The following is a 15,873-nucleotide window of genomic DNA, read 5'->3' on the forward strand; positions in this document are numbered from 1 at the left end:
ATAACGGCATTGACAACGTTTTCTACAATGAAAATAATTATAACACACTTATTTCAATGCCTCAAATTCCGTATATTAATGGTCTCTTGAAGCAACTAAATCAGTTATTTCCAAAAGTAGGTTTGTATTCAATCCTGTCAGGCTTAAATACTTCTTTGACAGATTGATTTGTTTATGCAATGCTGCAGTTGCCCCTTCTAGTGTTAACAACTGCGGATAAGTACTTTTATGATTGTTAGTATCGCTTCCAACAGGCTTCCCAATTAATTGTTGGTTCCCAACTAAATCAAGAATATCATCCTGAATTTGAAAAGCGAGACCTAAGTGATGGGCAAATGATGAAAGGTTCTCTAATTGATCTTGTGTTGCATTTGCCATAATCGCACCCGCAAGAACACTAAACTTTAGTAATTTTCCTGTTTTATGTATGTGTATATACTCAAGTTCTTCTATAGTTAAGGATTTTCCTTCACCTTCCATATCGGCCACTTGGCCGCCAACCATTCCTTCTGTGCCTGCAGCCTTTGCTAATTCAATCACTAATTTTAATTTTGTTGCATCTGATGCAATCTCAGGAGGAATGTTCCCTATTACCTCAAAACTATAAGTTAATAATGCATCTCCAGCTAAAATAGCTATTGCATCACCAAAAACTTTATGATTTGTCGGCTTTCCTCTCCTTAGATCATCATTGTCCATGCTTGGCAAGTCATCATGTATGAGAGAGTATGTATGGATCATCTCAATAGCCGAAGCAGCAAAAAGCCCTTTTTGCGGCTCAACTCCAAATGAGTCTAAAGTAGCGAATAGTAATAATGGGCGTATACGTTTGCCACCTGCTTCAAGGGAATAAATCATCGATTCCTTTATGATTGGGGGGGCATCAAGCTTATTAACTAAAGTCCGAAGCTCCGAATCAAGCAGAAGTTTATATTCTTGTGCAAATGCATCTAGTAACCCGGTTCCCAAGTCTTATACCTCCTCGTCAATGGTAAAACTCTCTGTTTGACCGTCCTCCGTAATAATCTGTGTTAATTGGTCTTCAACATTTTTCAATTTATCATGGCAAAGTTTGGACAACTCCATACCTTCTTTATAGAAGATAATCGCTTCTTCTAAAGGTACGTCACCTTCTTCAAGCTTATCCACTATTTGCTCTAATTTAGTCATCGCTTCTTCAAAGGATAGTTTATTTTCAGTCTTCACGTTTTTCACTCTCCTTAATATTCTCGACTTTGCAAAATAGACTGCCATCTGTTAATTGAATCTGAACTTGCTCATTCATCCTCACTTGATGAATACTTTTTATCAGTCTGTTCTCTTCGGAATATGCTAAACTATAGCCACGTTCCATAATTTTCAAAGGACTTAATGCCCCTAAGGTGGAAAGAATTCGTTCAAATTCAGTTTGTTTTTTTGAAAATACCTGGAGCATGGCACGTTTCATTTCTTTATTGGTATGATCTAATCGTTTACTTGCTTCGTGTAAAGATTGGCTCGGATGGTTCCTTTGTAAGCGTTTATGAAGAGTTTCGTGTTGTCCTTTTTTAATTTGAGACAACCTAGACGCACCACGGACAAGCAGTTCTGTTAGTTTATCAACCTGCTCTAGTTTTTGTTCATATAGTCGATGTGGATAACGAAAGGCATAGGATTTCTGAACACGTGTTAACCGTTCTTTTTCTAACTGATATTTCCCCTTCATTGAACGAAGAAGGCGAGTCTGCCGCTGCAAGACTCTTTCCATTAACTCATCAATATGCGGAACTGCCAGTTCAGCTGCACCAGTTGGTGTAGGTGCACGTAAATCTGCGACAAAGTCGGCAATGGTAAAATCAGTTTCATGTCCAACCGCTGAAATGATAGGAATATCTGAAGAAAAAATTGTACGTGCAACGAGTTCTTCATTAAAGGCCCACAATTCCTCAATGGAACCTCCGCCTCGTCCAACTATTAGCACATCAATTCCGGTCATACTATTTGCTTGAGAGATAGCCTTGGCAATCGATGATGCAGCATTTTCACCTTGTACAAGGGCAGGAAAGACAAGAATATTTGCAATAGGATATCGCCTTTTAATGGTAGTAATGACATCTCTAATGGCAGCCCCTGTGGGCGAAGTAATCACACCAATTGTTTTCGGATATAATGGTATCGTCTTTTTTGTTTCAAGCGCAAATAACCCTTCTAATTCAAGTTTTTGTTTAAGCTGTTCATAAGCTAAAAACAATTCCCCAATTCCATCTGGAAGCATTTCTTTGATATAGATCTGATATTGACCACTTGGTTCATATACCGAAATTTCACCTTTTACGATCACTTTCATGCCGTTTTCGGGTGTGAATTTCATAGTACGAGAGTTACTTGAAAACATAACGGCAAGAATTCGGGCCCTTTCATCCTTTAAGGTAAAATACATATGTCCGCTCGAATGCTGTTTAAAATTTGAAATTTCACCTCTTACATGCACATCTCGTAAATGCGGGTCTGCATCAAATTTTCTTTTTATGTACTTGGTTAGAGCATTCACAGTTAAATATTTTTGTTCCTGCATATGTAACTCCTTTTTTTACCCAATAATAAAGAACACTTCGATTAGCGAAAAACAGTCCTTATCTAAAATAACAGATAAGGACAATTTCCCCTCTAATTGCGGTCAAGACTCTCTGCAGCTGATTTTAGGGTATTATACATAAGCATCGTAATTGTCATCGGACCCACACCTTTAGGAACAGGTGTAATGTATCCGGCTTTTTCGGACACTTCAGCAAAATCAACATCACCACAAAGCTTTCCGGCTTCATTACGGTTAATACCTACATCAATGACGACAGCACCATCTTTTACATGCTCAGCTTTAATAAAGTTAGCTATCCCAACAGCAGCAATCAGGATATCCGCCTGATTTGTATGTAACTTTAAATCTTTTGTTTTCGAATGACAGTATGTAACAGTTGCATGCTGATTAAGGAATAATTGTCCTACCGGCTTGCCTACAATATTACTTCTCCCAACCACAACAACATGCTTCCCAGCTATTGAAATACCTGTCTCTTCTAGGAGGACCATAATTCCGTAAGGAGTACATGGGAGGAAGGCATTTTGCCCTGTCATCATTCTGCCAATATTTATTGGGTGAAATCCATCAACATCTTTAAGAGGAGAAATTGATTCAATCACTTTTTTCTCATCAATATGCTTAGGAATAGGTAACTGAACTAAGATTCCGTGAATATTAATATCATTATTTAACTCATCAATTTTAGAGAGTAACTCCTCTTCAGAAATCTCCTCTGGCAATTCAATTAAAACAGAATTCATTCCTAGTTCTTTACAGGCTTTTTCTTTATTTGTTACATATGTCCGAGAAGCGTGGTTATTTCCGACAAGGATAACCGCAAGTCCTGGTGTTACCCCAAGTCTTTTTATTCTGCTAACTTCTTCAGCTATTTCCATTCTTTTCTTTTCTGCAATTTCTTTTCCATTAATAATTATAGCGGTCATTTTCTCTTCACCCTTCACTTAATTCTCAAATCATTAATTGTTTTGCAGCTTATTTTTTACTTTTGAAAGGACACCATTAATAAACTTACTTGATTGGTCATCACCATATATTTTTGCTATTTCGATGGCTTCGTCTAAAATAACATTTTCTGGGACCTCTGTTCTAAAGAATTTCATTTCATAGGCAGCTATTCTTAATAAATTTCGATCAACTGTCGCTAAGCGGTCCATCGACCATTTTTCTAGATTTTCACTGATTAAATTGTCAATTGCGGCTTTTTGTTCGATTACCCCTAGAACGAGACTAGTAAGATATTCGTCCCCCGCCTCCCCTTCCAGTACATGTTCAATTGCGGCTGAAGGCTCAGTATTACTTATATCAATTTGAAAAAGTGCCTGCAATGCCTTTTCCCTTGCTGTTCTTCTTTTCATTATACATTTAACTCCTTTAGAGAAATTAATTAAATTTTGTCTATTTTTCATACACATCAATGGTAATAAGTTATAGAATAGGTTTCACATTAACGATAATAGCATAACTAAAAATGATTCGCACTCTAACCTTGTTATTTTTCCATTATGTAAGCACTTTTATTTAAAACTATATTCCAAAAATAGAAAAACCAAAGGAATAAACTCCTTTGGTTTCCATAATTTAGACTTCCGTGTCAATAATCTCTTGTTCATTCTTTTGGTTTTCAAATTGTATGCCCACTACATGAATGTTAACTTCCTCAGCATCGAGAGCAGTCATATTCAGCAATGCTTGCCGAATATTATCCTGAACTTTACTTGCAACAGATGGAATGGATATTCCAAACTTCATCATGCAATAAACATCAACTTTTATTCCTGACTCGGTTAGTTCCACTTTAACGCCTTTTCCGTGGTTTTTTTTCCCTAACCGTTCAACCACACCTGTTGCGAAATTCCCACGCATCGCAGCAACACCTTCCACCTCAGATGCAGCAATACCTGCAATAACTTCGATTACTTCAGGAGCAATTTCAACTTTCCCATGTCCGTTATTGCCTTGTTCCATTTCCAAGACACTAAATTCACTCATTCATAGCACCTCCAATTTTTAATGAGACTTCATCACATCATGCAATTCCAAGAATTTTGTATTAAAGCTGCCTTCTACAAATTTTTCATGATCGAGCAGTTTTAAATGGAATGGAATGGTTGTATGGATACCTTCTACAACAAATTCACTTAAAGCACGTTTCATTCTTGAAATTGCCTCTTCCCTGCTTGCGCCATATGCAATGACTTTTGCAATCATGGAATCGTAATATGGCGGAATCGTATACCCTGGATATGCTGCTGAGTCAATTCGTACACCAAATCCACCTGGTGGAAGATACATGTTGATTTTTCCAGCTGATGGAAGAAAATTCTTTTCCGGGTTTTCGGCATTTATCCGACACTCGATTGCCCATCCAGTGAAAGTTACATCCTTCTGGTTCAACTTTAGTTTCTCTCCAGAAGCCACTCGGATTTGTTCTTTAATGAGATCTATTCCGGTGACCATTTCCGTTACAGGATGCTCCACCTGAATTCGTGTGTTCATTTCCATAAAATAAAATTTCCGATTGCGGTAGTCATATATAAATTCTACCGTGCCGGCACCTGAATAATCAACTGCTTTCGCAGCTTTTACAGCCGCATTTCCCATCTCTTCTCTTATCTCTCCATCTAATGCTGGAGATGGGGTTTCTTCAAGAAGCTTTTGGAGTCTGCGTTGAATGGAACAGTCTCTTTCTCCTAAATGAATAGTGTTACCATAGGAATCAGCAAGGACTTGTATTTCAACATGACGAAAATCCTCAATATATTTCTCAATGTAGACACCAGGATTTCCAAAGGCTGTCATCGCTTCCTGCTGTGTGATACTAATGCCTTTTACTAATTCTTGTTCGTTCTTGGCAACACGAATTCCTTTGCCGCCTCCGCCAGCTGTGGCTTTAATAATTACTGGATATTGGATGTTTTTCACAAGTTCAAGCGCCTCATCGATGTCGTTAATAATCCCAGTTGACCCTGGGACAATTGGAACACCGGCTTCCCGCATGGTTTCCCTTGCAATATCCTTTGTACCCATTTTTGTAATCGCTTCAGGGCTTGGACCGACGAATGTAATATTGCATTCCCGGCAAAGCTCTGCGAAATCAGCATTTTCGGCTAAGAACCCATACCCTGGGTGAATAGCGTCACAAGCTGTTAACCTCGCTACACTAATAAGATTGGTTACATTTAAATAACTGTCTTTTGATGAAGTTGGTCCTATGCAGTAGGCCTCGTCTGCCAGCTGAACATGTAATGCTTCGCGGTCTGCTTCAGAGAATACAGCTACGGATTCAATACCCATTTCTCGACATGCACGAATAATTCTAACTGCAATTTCCCCTCTGTTTGCAATTAACAGTTTTTTTATCATCCTGTTATCGCTCCTAACTTATGGCTTTACTAAAAATAAAGGCTGGCCGTATTCTACTAATTGTCCATCTTTAACGAGGATTTCAACGATTTCTCCGTCAATCTCCGCTTCGATCTCATTGAATAATTTCATTGCTTCTACAATGCACACAATGGAATCTTTTGTGACGTTCGATCCCTGTTTAACATAAGCGTCAGCATCTGGTGTTGGTGAAGCATAGAAAGTTCCAACCATAGGTGAGACAATTTTGTGAAGATTTGTTGTATCGGCTTGCTTTACAGGTTCTTGCTTTTGATCTTCTTGGCTTACTTCCTGAACGGCAGCCGATGGTGTTGCGGTTTGAACGATTGGTGCTACTGAAGTTGGTACAGTTTCAATTACAGATGGAGCAGCACTAACTTGTGAAACATATGTAGCAGAAACATTTTTTTTCATTTTAATTTTTGAACCTTCGTTTTCATATACAAACTCATCAATACTCGATTGGTCCACCAATTTTATTAATTCGCGAATTTCTTGAACTTTTAACATTGAGTTACACCCCTCATACAACAAAATTATGACTAACTACTATAACTATACGATAATATCTAGTGAAAGTTCAATGATGTATATTTTCACCATAGAATATCCCACCCTTTGCCTTATCCCTCTATCTTAATATTTTTATGAACAAAAGGAAATTTTGGACAGTGGATGTCTCACAACATATTATTTTACCCTATATGAGGGTCCACAATCAAAAAAAAGGAAAGTCAGTGACTTTCCTTTTTGTTCGTAACTTATTTTGTTGGCTGGAATTCTACTGCTACATAATTGGTTTCACCAATTTCTTTTTTCACTTGTAAGATGATTTTATTTGCTTCAGTTGCGGAAGGCTTATTCTTAGATTTAACGGTAACTCGGACTTCCTCACCATCAGCTCTGACCAATGCATCTTCATAACCCATTGTTTTAATTAGCGTTTCAAGTATTTCTTCTTTTTGTGCAGTTTGATTTAATTTATCCATTTGGTCTTTTACTTTGCTGCGTTCGACAGCTGGAAGATCAGTTGATGCAAGCTCAGTCGTTAAATCCTCTTGCTGTTGACTTCTTAGGTCATCTAACTTCATTCGAAGTTCTTCAAACTCTTGATCACCAGCAACGGTTGATACAATTGTTTTATCATCTTTTGCTTCTGTTTTTGTTGTTGTTTTTGTTGTTGTTTTTCCTTTATTTTGTTCCTTGGCATCTTGCTGGATAGCTGCAAGATCATTACCCTTTTGCTCTGGTGATGTGATGTAATAAACAGATAATACAACAACTAAACTTAACATCGTTAATAACCAAACTGTTTGTTTTTTCAATAACATCTAAAAACACCCCTTTTATTTTTTAGGTCTTTTAAACTGGCCTGTTGATTTCTGCTCCAGGCACTTTGCTTTCCGCGGGCGGTCCGGGGAGCCTCCCGCAGGAGTCTTCGTGCCTTCCGCTCCAATCAACAGGGTGCCAATATCAACAATAAGCTTTAACACAGTCTATTTTTTAGGCATTACTGCGACCCGATGGCTTGGTACATCTAAGGCGCGTGTAACGGCTTCTACAATCCATTTTTTCACTTGAATATTATCTGCGCCTTTCGCGACTACTAGGACCCCTCGAATTTCAGGCTTTTTCGTTTCTACTACAATAGGAACCTCTTTTTCACCATTACGGATAATCACAAGTTGTTCATCTGTTGAGGCCTCCTGAACTTTACGTTCCCCGCCTTCTCGATCTGTTTCTTCTGTCGTTTGTGATTTGGAAACTCTATTTTTTTCTAGGACCTTCTTATCAGTTGAGTCGATGTTGACGACCACTGTCACATCGTTTACTCCTAGCATTTGCTGGAGGGCCTTCTTAAGTTGACTTTCGTATTTTTCCTCATATGCAGACACTGTCTTATTGCCGGAACCTTGGTTTAGACCAAATGCAGGTACATCTTCGGCTTCGACCTTATTATTGGCCGTAACCGGGATATCTGCTGAACTCGGGTTTTTTTTGAAAACAATATTGCCAACAAGCATAAAGGCTGCACCAATGCATAAAACAACGATCATATATTGGTATTTACCTGGCTTCTTTTCAGAACTTCCTTCGATTTTCAGTACCTTTTTAAGCCATGAAAATGGCCCCTGGTTTTTATTATCCATTTTTGTTATTACTCCCCCCTTCAATCGAAACTTCAACTGTTTTTTCGGTCACATTCCATTTTTGCGAAAGAAAAGCGGCTATTTTTTTAGTTTCTTCTGTTGAGCTTTTAGATGGAAGAGGTGTTTCTGTGTTAATTTCAATTTGTTTAATTGCTTCGACTGTCTTCACTTCATTTTCTGGTTGTTTCAGAAGAACCATAACCTTTTGGAGGTTTTCAGGGAATGCTTGGTCGCTTTCTTCATTTGTAGCTACATCAATTTTTGCGATCTCCAATCCGTATTGTTCCATCAACTCCTCTTTCACGTCCTTTTCCAGTTGGACAGCCATTTCTTCTAAAATATATGCATGTTGCAAGGCTTGTATTTCTTTTTTCTTCAAATCTATTGAATTTTTCATATTTTTTTCTCCAGGGGCTTGATATGAAGGGATAGATCCAAGTGCAGTTTCAAAATCCTTGGAGATCAATTTAAAGATTGGGGTTAGAATAATGGCAATTAAGAGGAGCCCCGTAACCATTTTCGTATATTTTTGCATACTTGAATTGGGGAGGAGCATATCAATTACCGTTGCTAATAAGATAAAAAGAATAATATTCGTTACCCACTCTATTAAAAAATCCATTTTTATCCCCCCTATCTGATCATCATCGTCAGATTTCCAGCTGCAACAATAACTGTTACACATAAAAAGAACATAAGTGACACGATACCCAGTGCTGCGAAAACATATATAACACTTTTACTAATAATATCTAGACAGGTAATGATTGGGCCGCCGCCTAACGGCTGTAAAATCGCAGCGGCAAATTTATATATGAAGGCAATCATTAATATTTTAATAGCCGGAAAGGCCACGATAATAAGTAAAATTCCTACCCCAGCAATACCTACCGTATTTTTTAATAGGACTGATGCACTAACGATCGTATCTGTAGCATCTGTAAACATCCTCCCGATTACAGGAATAAAATTTCCTGTCACAAACTTCGCTGTCCTCATCGTTATTCCATCAGAAACAGCCGCCGAAGCCCCTTGTACTGAGATTACACCAAGGAACACAGTTAAAAAGAGTCCCATAAGTCCAATACTCCAATTTCTTAGCAAGGCTGCTAGTTGTGACACTTTATATTGCTCGGACATCGTACTCACAATACTCAAAAGTGTAGCAAGAAAAAGGAGAGGCAGAATGATATACTGCATAAACAATCCGCTCATATTCATAAGAAATAAAATCACCGGATGAAAGAAGGCTGCTGAAATCAGGCCTCCTGATGCTGCAATTAATGCAAGTAAAAGTGGGACAAGAGCAAGCACAAACGAGATCATCGAACCGATTGCCTCATTTGTATAACTGATTGCGATATGGAAGCTGTTTAGGGCAATAATGACTAACACCATATAAACAATCGAATAGGCAACTTTGCTAATGGCGCTTTTCTCGAAAGCATTTTGCATTGACTGAAGGAACATACTAAAAATGGTTAACATAATCAATGAACCTAGTAATTTACCGTTTGCAACAAATTCTTGAAAGGCAAATTTAACGATTCCCAATCCCCATTGTTTTAAAGAAAATTTTTTCTCACCACTAATGAAATCATACAAACTGCCTTTCTGACTTTCTGGAAGGAATCCCCCATATTTATACTTGATGTCCTCCCAAAATTGTTTAAGTTCTGTGATATCGAGCGATTTGAGCTGTTCATCAACCAACTCCTGGGGGGAAAGCGGATTGGTTTGATCTTTTCCCTCTTCAGCAGCTTGTACATTTGGAATCAATAAAAAAAAGAATACGAGAATGGTAATAGGAATAAACTGCCATCGCTGCTTCAATTTCCTTAACACCTCTTTTTCAGGTATGTCATTAACTTGGAATAAGCTTTATGATTGTTTCTATTAAAACAGTTAAAATCGGAATAGCCATTGCAAGAATAATAATTTTTCCGGCTATTTCAATTTTAGAAGAGAGTGCTCCCTGACCTGCATCCTTGGTAATCTGGGCCGCAAATTCAGCTATATACGCAATTCCAATAATTTTAAGGATCGTTTCAATATAAACCATATTCACATTTGCATTCACTGCAAGTTTTTCAAGCATATGAATAATTTCATATATTTTATCGACTAAAAATAGGAAAATGACACAACCTACAAAGACGACTAGGAGAAAAGCAAAATTAGGTTTTTGTTCCTTTACAATTAATGCGAGAAAGGTTGCTACGAGTGATATGCCGACGATTTTTATGATTTCAATCTTAGGGCCCCTCCTTTATTGAAATAAAAATACGGATTTAATTTTTTGAAAGAGATCATCCACAATGGAAGCTACCTGAAATAAAATATAAATAAACCCAAACAGCGTGACCCACTGAGCGTATTCTTTTTTTCCCACTTGGTCCAAAACGGTATGCAAAAAGGCAACCACGATTCCCACACCGGCAATTTTAAATATGATATCCACTTCTAACCCCATTGCTTTTCCCCCTAAAATAATAAAATAATCAGTAATAACCCTGACAAAAATCCCAGGCTCTTTACCATTTTTTCGTATGTTGCTTGTGCTTGAACCGCTTCTGCCTCTTCTCTTTCTAGATGTGTCAGTGTCAGCATAATGTGTTTTTGCTGGGAGATCCGATCATGCCGGCCTAGGGTTTCCCCGAATTGCTTCATAATTTCAAATTCTCCCTGCTTTAATGCTGTGGAACTCCATATATCTCTTAAACTCGTTTCCCAGGCTTCTTTAACCGTTGTCTCTGTGTCTGTTAATTTCTTGGAAAAGGCTTCAAAAAAGGGCGAAAGTGGTTTTGATAATTGGTCGGCTAACCTTCGGGCCGCTTCGTGTAACGGTGTATGACCATACATGATTTCTGCTTCAAGTGATTGAAGTGCAGACCTTAATGCTCTGAGCTGTCTTGGCCGTTCACTAAAGCGTCTGGAAATCTCAAACCCAATCCAGGTTGTTGCGACAATTATGAAAACAGCACCTATTAGCTTAATCATTTATGTCACTCTCACTTTTTGATTCATTTCATTTCCATTCACATCTAAAATGTGTGTAATTGTACCTGGTCCTGATGATCTATCAAGGACAATAAACCGTTGAAAGATTCTTTGTTCGAGAATATATCGTAGAGATGGTCTGTTCTTTACTTCTTCAATGCTCGTCCCATGTGTGGTCATCATCAAAGTAATTCCTGCATGAACAGCCTCTTGGATCGCCTCACTATCTTCTTTCCGTCCGATTTCATCAACTACCAATATATCTGGACTCATAGAGCGGATCATCATCATCATTCCTTCAGCTTTCGGACAGGCATCTAATACATCTAAGCGGTCACCAAAAGTCAATTGTGGGATTCCATGAACACAACCGGCAATTTCACTTCGTTCATCTACAATTCCGACCTTACTTGACTCTATTCCGCTTACTCCGAATCCCGAGGAGGCAATTCTTGCAATATCACGAAGTAATGTTGTTTTACCGGTTTGGGGCGGTCCAATCACCATGGTATGCATCCATCTGCCTTGATAGATGTATGGTATAAGAGGTTCTGCAATTCCCACCTTCTCTCTGGCAATCCGGATATTAAAAGAGGAAATATCTCTAATCGCCTTCACCTTGCCACCCTCTAGGATTACCTTGCCTGCGAGTCCAATCCGATGTCCTCCAGAAACAGTGATAAACCCCTGCTTAAGCTCCTCTTCAAGTGTATAGATGGAGAAATGACTTATTTTATTCATTAGATGAATAGCATCTTCTGGTTGGATAATATAGGATAAAAATCTAGGTTTCCCTCTCATTGTTATTTCAATAGGGCGATTGATGCGAATACGAATTTCTTCTAATTCTTCTTTTAGATTAGGAGGGATTTTGCTGATTAGGTCTGCTATTTTTTTAGGTAAAAAGTTTAAGATTTTTTCCACGTGTGCAACCTCCTCTTATTTGCATTTATCATTATTTAAAATGTATGCCTGCTTGGTCACATTATGACTTTCAAATCTGTCAATTCTTTTTCAATATCCTAGATTATTGCTAGAACAAAGTTTGATAAGTTAACAGGAATGAATTAAATCTCAGAACGTATCATAAGGTAAACCGTGTTTTATAGGAAAGAATATCCATCAAGGAGGCGTTAAAAAGTGTACAATTTCAATTCCCCTCCCCTTGACCGCAATAGACACCCTCACAGGAGCAACTTAATTAAAGTATCAGGTGAGGGAGAAATAGACGTACAACCTGACTCAGCTTCAGTAAACTTAGGGATTATTACTGAAAGTAAGCAATTAATCACGGCGCAACAACAAAACTCCGCTGAAGCAACTAAAGTAATCGACTCACTTATTGAACTAGGTATTACAAAAAATCATATTCAAACCTTCGATTATCGTATTGAATCCGATTATGATTATGATCAAGGGAAACAAATATTTCGCGGCTATAAAATTACTCATATTTTAAAAGTAATAATTGATGATTTATCAATCATTGGAAAGGTTGTAGACACCGCTGTTCAGAATGGGGTAAACTACGTCTCTAATGTTCAATTTACTGCAAAAAACAAAGAATTATTTTATCAGCAGGCCTTAGTTCTTGCTGTAAATAATGCCTCTGAAAAAGCTAAAACCATTGCAAGCACCATAAAGGTTTCGTTAAGACCAACTCCAATTCAAATCATCGAAGGAGGAAGTACCGTCCAGCCTGTCTTTAATCAGTCTGCCACTTTCGTGAAAGGAATGACTTCCACACCATTAGAACCGGGACAAATAAAAGTCAAAGCAGAAGTAATCGCGGAATTTAAATTTACTTCCTCACATTAAAAAAGGATTGAACCAATTTTTATGGTTCAATCCTTTTTTGTGGTTTAATTATCATATTTCTTTGCCCAATTATATAATTGCATTTCTGTAACTGGACCATTAAAATGCTCTCTTATTACCCCTTGTTTATCAATTACAAAGGTTTCAGGCTGCCCTGTCACATTATACATTTTCGAAACTTTAGCATTATAATCGAATAAATAATTCATTCCAGCTTTATTTTTCTCTGTTACTTTATTAATCTTATCCATGGTCTCTCCGCGATTAATCATCAGAAAATTATACTTATCCCCATATTCTTTTTGGAACGATTCTAGTTCCGGTAACTCTTCCTTACACGGAGCACACCATGAGGCAAAATAATTCAAAATGACAACCTCTCCCTTAAAATCACTGAGTTTGGTTGTACTTCCATCTAAATTTGGCAGTGAAAAATTATACGCTTTATCCCCTACATCTGTATGTTTGCCTTTTGTTACTAAACTATAACCAAAGAAACCGAACATACTTACAATAAGAATCAATACGAGTAATTTAATAACCCGCTTGTTCATCGTACTTCCTCCTGACACCTCTAAAGTTCTATGCAAAAGGCCTGTAAATTCTACACAGGCCCTAAATTACATACTAATTATTTTTCTAGTTGTTTTAAGAATTCAATTTCTTTCTTCAGTTTTGTATGTCTCTTCCCAAGTATTAGCATATATGAGAATATAACAACCCACGCCACTGAATACGCACCATACATAAATTCAAATCCCATGATAAATTCCTCCTATTTTTCCAAGTCTTCTCGTAATTTTTCTTTATACTGCTCAACTTTAAGTTTCATTTTTTCAAAGGAAACACCTTTATGAAGAAGGTAAGAATAAAGAATGGTAAATGCTGCAAGTGAAACAAACAGGGCTACTAACATGGTACCTTCAATACCTCCACCTTTTTGAGAAGGTCCCTCACCAAATACAATTGGGTGAAACTTTGTTTGCCACCAGCGAATCGCGAAGAATACAATCGGAACATCAGCAAACCCGATAATTCCAAATACAGCAGCCAGCCTGGCTTTTTTATCCCAAACTCCATCCATTTGTCGGATCATTATGTAGGCAATATAGATGAAAAATAGAATCAACGTGGTAATTAACCGCGGTTCCCATACCCACCAAGTATTCCATGAAGATTTTGCCCAAATCGGACCTGTCGTTAAAACGATGATTGTAAACACCACTCCAATTTCCGCAGAAATATAGGCATAGGTGTCAAAAATTCTTTTCCGTTTGATTAAAAATAATATACTAAATACAAATGTTACAAAGAATGCCATGAATGCAAGCCATGCAGAGCTTACATGGAAATAAAAGATTTTCTGGGCTGCTCCCATCGTTACTTCCTCAGCAGCAAAGATAAAGATAAAATACAAGGCAGCCAGCATCGAAATAACTGTCGCACCAAATAAAATTTTTGACAGATCCAGGTTATTTTTAACAGTTAATTGAGTTCCAGGAAGCACTGCTTTCTCCCGTTCGAGATTCATACTCATCACTTAAACCTCCAGCACATAATCTATTAATAAGAGACACACAACAAAGAAGATAACATCGTAAGCTGTAACCAACTGAATCCACGCCACGGCACTTGAAAATTTCTCCATGTTGGTTAGGATGATTCTTGTCGCTTGGACAACACCGATTAAGATGGGTGTTGTTATCGGAAACAGCAAGAGCGGAAGCAGCATTTCACTGCTTTTAGAATTGGCTGCTAATGCGGCAAGGAATGTACCAATCGCAATAAATCCAAAACTTCCCAAGAATACAACTAAGATAAAATATGGAAGACTTCCATAGAATTTGAAATCAAATAATAGGAACAAAAACGGGATCGAAACAAGTTCCACAATCAGCATCATGGTAAAATTGGCTAAGAACTTTCCTAAATAAATACTGGCTGCCTCCATTGGTGCCACCAATAATCCTTGCATCGTATCATTCCGCTTCTCTGAAATAAACGACCTGTTCAGACCTAAAATTCCTGCAAAAACGATGATGACCCAAATCACCCCCGGAATAACTGCTTTGGTTGTATTATTAGCAGGGTCAAAGGCAAAGCTGAAAACCACAATCACTAGACCAGCAAATATAATTTGTGTGACCATTATTTGCTTCGTTTTTAGCTCAGAATATAGATCCTTTTTAGCTAGTAAGAGGGCTGTTCGAAAAATGTTCATGATACTCCCTCCACTAATTGTTCATATTTCTCAGAAACATATCCTAAGTTTTGATTTTCAATCCTAAAATCATCGACAATCTTTCCATTTTTAACAATAATAATCCTGTCGCAGATTTCAGCTGCTTGTTTAAAATCATGTGTTACCATCAAAGTAGTCGTCCCTTTTGCTTTCATAGAAAGGATCACATTATTCAATATCCCAATAGCCCCTTGGTCCAACCCGGTGTGCGGCTCGTCCAATAAGAGGATTTCTGGTTCATGAACGATGGCCCTTGCAATAGCAATCCTTTGAATCATCCCGCGTGAGAAGTTCTTTACAGGTTCATTCAAAAAGAATGATAAGCCTACCTCTTTAACAAGCTCCGTTGCTCGTTGTTCAACATTCTTAACACCATATATATTTCCGAAGAAGACAATATTTTCTAATGGTGTGTAATGATCATAAAGCAAGCTGGAATGGGGTAAATAACCCATTATTTTTTTTATTTTTATATGGTTTTTTTTCAAATCCATACCATTAACCTGTATCAGTCCTGATGTAGGTTTTATTAAGGTTGCCAGCACTTTAAGAAGTGTACTTTTCCCTGCTCCATTGGGTCCGAGTATGGCAACTGTTTCGCCTTTACTGATTAAGAGGTCTACACCACGCAAGATAAGTTTATTATCGGCTTGCTTTGTTAGCTTTTTTATTTCTATCATATGAAGTCTCTCCCATCC

23 protein-coding genes are annotated in these 15,873 nt (G+C 37.7%); 1 reads left to right on the forward strand and 22 read right to left on the reverse strand.

What is annotated here, in order from left to right; genetic code table 11:
• Positions 1 to 75: 75 nt before the first annotated feature.
• From M3610_RS05610 to spoIIIAA, 17 genes are all read right to left on the reverse strand, one after another.
• Entirely contained in the window at positions 76 to 969 is an 894-nt protein-coding gene (locus tag M3610_RS05610) for a polyprenyl synthetase family protein (protein WP_251457167.1), read from the reverse strand.
• Between the two features lie 3 nt (positions 970 to 972).
• Entirely contained in the window at positions 973 to 1,206 is a 234-nt protein-coding gene (locus M3610_RS05615; protein WP_311315808.1) for an exodeoxyribonuclease VII small subunit, read from the reverse strand.
• The gene (xseA, locus tag M3610_RS05620) at positions 1,196 to 2,554 is read right to left on the reverse strand and encodes an exodeoxyribonuclease VII large subunit (RefSeq protein WP_251457170.1); all 1,359 of its coding nucleotides are present in this window, start codon (positions 2,552 to 2,554) and stop codon (positions 1,196 to 1,198) included. Before xseA ends, M3610_RS05615 begins: the two co-directional genes overlap by 11 nt.
• Before the next feature lie 92 nt (positions 2,555 to 2,646).
• On the reverse strand, positions 2,647 to 3,504 hold the full coding sequence (gene folD, locus M3610_RS05625) for a bifunctional methylenetetrahydrofolate dehydrogenase/methenyltetrahydrofolate cyclohydrolase FolD (protein ID WP_251457173.1): 858 nt from the start codon (positions 3,502 to 3,504) through the stop codon (positions 2,647 to 2,649).
• Between the two features lie 33 nt (positions 3,505 to 3,537).
• Positions 3,538 to 3,936, reverse strand: a complete 399-nt coding sequence (nusB, locus tag M3610_RS05630) for a transcription antitermination factor NusB (protein WP_098574924.1) — start codon at positions 3,934 to 3,936, stop codon at positions 3,538 to 3,540.
• A 223-nt stretch (positions 3,937 to 4,159) separates the two neighbouring features.
• A complete protein-coding gene (locus M3610_RS05635; RefSeq protein ID WP_251457176.1) occupies positions 4,160 to 4,570 on the reverse strand; it encodes an Asp23/Gls24 family envelope stress response protein in 411 nt (136 codons plus the stop codon).
• Between the two features lie 18 nt (positions 4,571 to 4,588).
• Positions 4,589 to 5,944 carry an acetyl-CoA carboxylase biotin carboxylase subunit gene (accC, locus tag M3610_RS05640; RefSeq protein WP_098574926.1) on the reverse strand — a complete coding sequence of 452 codons (1,356 nt, stop codon included), beginning with the start codon at positions 5,942 to 5,944 and terminating at the stop codon, positions 4,589 to 4,591.
• Between the two features lie 18 nt (positions 5,945 to 5,962).
• Positions 5,963 to 6,475 carry an acetyl-CoA carboxylase biotin carboxyl carrier protein gene (gene accB / locus M3610_RS05645; RefSeq protein WP_098574927.1) on the reverse strand — a complete coding sequence of 171 codons (513 nt, stop codon included), beginning with the start codon at positions 6,473 to 6,475 and terminating at the stop codon, positions 5,963 to 5,965.
• 251 nt (positions 6,476 to 6,726) lie between these two features.
• Positions 6,727 to 7,296 (reverse strand): SpoIIIAH-like family protein, encoded by a 570-nt coding sequence (locus M3610_RS05650; RefSeq protein ID WP_098576554.1) that lies wholly within the window; start codon positions 7,294 to 7,296, stop codon positions 6,727 to 6,729.
• A gap of 15 nt (positions 7,297 to 7,311) precedes the next feature.
• Complete coding sequence (locus M3610_RS05655) at positions 7,312 to 7,458, reverse strand: hypothetical protein (protein WP_251457179.1); 147 nt, start codon at positions 7,456 to 7,458, stop codon at positions 7,312 to 7,314.
• Between the two features lie 3 nt (positions 7,459 to 7,461).
• On the reverse strand, positions 7,462 to 8,115 hold the full coding sequence (spoIIIAG, locus tag M3610_RS05660; protein WP_098571172.1) for a stage III sporulation protein AG: 654 nt from the start codon (positions 8,113 to 8,115) through the stop codon (positions 7,462 to 7,464).
• Positions 8,108 to 8,737: a stage III sporulation protein AF gene (spoIIIAF, locus tag M3610_RS05665; RefSeq protein WP_251457182.1), complete on the reverse strand. Its 630-nt coding sequence runs from the start codon at positions 8,735 to 8,737 to the stop codon at positions 8,108 to 8,110. Before spoIIIAF ends, spoIIIAG begins: the two co-directional genes overlap by 8 nt.
• An 11-nt stretch (positions 8,738 to 8,748) precedes the next feature.
• Positions 8,749 to 9,948, reverse strand: coding sequence for a stage III sporulation protein AE (gene spoIIIAE, locus M3610_RS05670; RefSeq protein WP_251457185.1), 1,200 nt, complete (start codon positions 9,946 to 9,948; stop codon positions 8,749 to 8,751).
• A gap of 31 nt (positions 9,949 to 9,979) precedes the next feature.
• On the reverse strand, positions 9,980 to 10,369 hold the full coding sequence (gene spoIIIAD, locus M3610_RS05675; protein WP_373561647.1) for a stage III sporulation protein AD: 390 nt from the start codon (positions 10,367 to 10,369) through the stop codon (positions 9,980 to 9,982).
• Between the two features lie 15 nt (positions 10,370 to 10,384).
• Positions 10,385 to 10,588, reverse strand: a complete 204-nt coding sequence (gene spoIIIAC, locus M3610_RS05680; RefSeq protein ID WP_007084610.1) for a stage III sporulation protein AC — start codon at positions 10,586 to 10,588, stop codon at positions 10,385 to 10,387.
• 11 nt (positions 10,589 to 10,599) lie between these two features.
• Positions 10,600 to 11,115, reverse strand: a complete 516-nt coding sequence (gene spoIIIAB / locus M3610_RS05685) for a stage III sporulation protein SpoIIIAB (RefSeq protein WP_098571168.1) — start codon at positions 11,113 to 11,115, stop codon at positions 10,600 to 10,602.
• Positions 11,116 to 12,039, reverse strand: a complete 924-nt coding sequence (gene spoIIIAA, locus M3610_RS05690; protein ID WP_251457188.1) for a stage III sporulation protein AA — start codon at positions 12,037 to 12,039, stop codon at positions 11,116 to 11,118. It abuts the gene before it with no gap.
• A gap of 216 nt (positions 12,040 to 12,255) precedes the next feature.
• Between spoIIIAA and M3610_RS05695 the strand changes: the two genes are divergently transcribed.
• Positions 12,256 to 12,933 carry an SIMPL domain-containing protein gene (locus M3610_RS05695; protein WP_251457191.1) on the forward strand — a complete coding sequence of 226 codons (678 nt, stop codon included), beginning with the start codon at positions 12,256 to 12,258 and terminating at the stop codon, positions 12,931 to 12,933.
• Between the two features lie 44 nt (positions 12,934 to 12,977).
• On the opposite strand, the gene M3610_RS05700 is transcribed toward M3610_RS05695, so the two are convergent.
• The 5 genes from M3610_RS05700 to M3610_RS05720 all read right to left on the reverse strand — a co-directional run bounded on the left by M3610_RS05700 (position 12,978) and on the right by M3610_RS05720 (position 15,855).
• Entirely contained in the window at positions 12,978 to 13,487 is a 510-nt protein-coding gene (locus M3610_RS05700) for a TlpA family protein disulfide reductase (protein WP_251457194.1), read from the reverse strand.
• Between the two features lie 77 nt (positions 13,488 to 13,564).
• Positions 13,565 to 13,696: a CcmD family protein gene (locus M3610_RS05705; protein ID WP_081825327.1), complete on the reverse strand. Its 132-nt coding sequence runs from the start codon at positions 13,694 to 13,696 to the stop codon at positions 13,565 to 13,567.
• 12 nt (positions 13,697 to 13,708) lie between these two features.
• Complete coding sequence (locus tag M3610_RS05710) at positions 13,709 to 14,470, reverse strand: cytochrome c biogenesis protein (protein WP_251457197.1); 762 nt, start codon at positions 14,468 to 14,470, stop codon at positions 13,709 to 13,711.
• A 3-nt stretch (positions 14,471 to 14,473) separates the two neighbouring features.
• Positions 14,474 to 15,154: a heme exporter protein CcmB gene (locus M3610_RS05715; protein ID WP_251457200.1), complete on the reverse strand. Its 681-nt coding sequence runs from the start codon at positions 15,152 to 15,154 to the stop codon at positions 14,474 to 14,476.
• A complete protein-coding gene (locus M3610_RS05720; RefSeq protein WP_251457203.1) occupies positions 15,151 to 15,855 on the reverse strand; it encodes an ABC transporter ATP-binding protein in 705 nt (234 codons plus the stop codon). The genes M3610_RS05715 and M3610_RS05720 overlap by 4 nt, the downstream gene beginning before the upstream one ends.
• Between the last annotated feature and the right edge of the window lie 18 nt (positions 15,856 to 15,873).

This window comes from Neobacillus sp. MER 74, assembly GCF_023714155.1.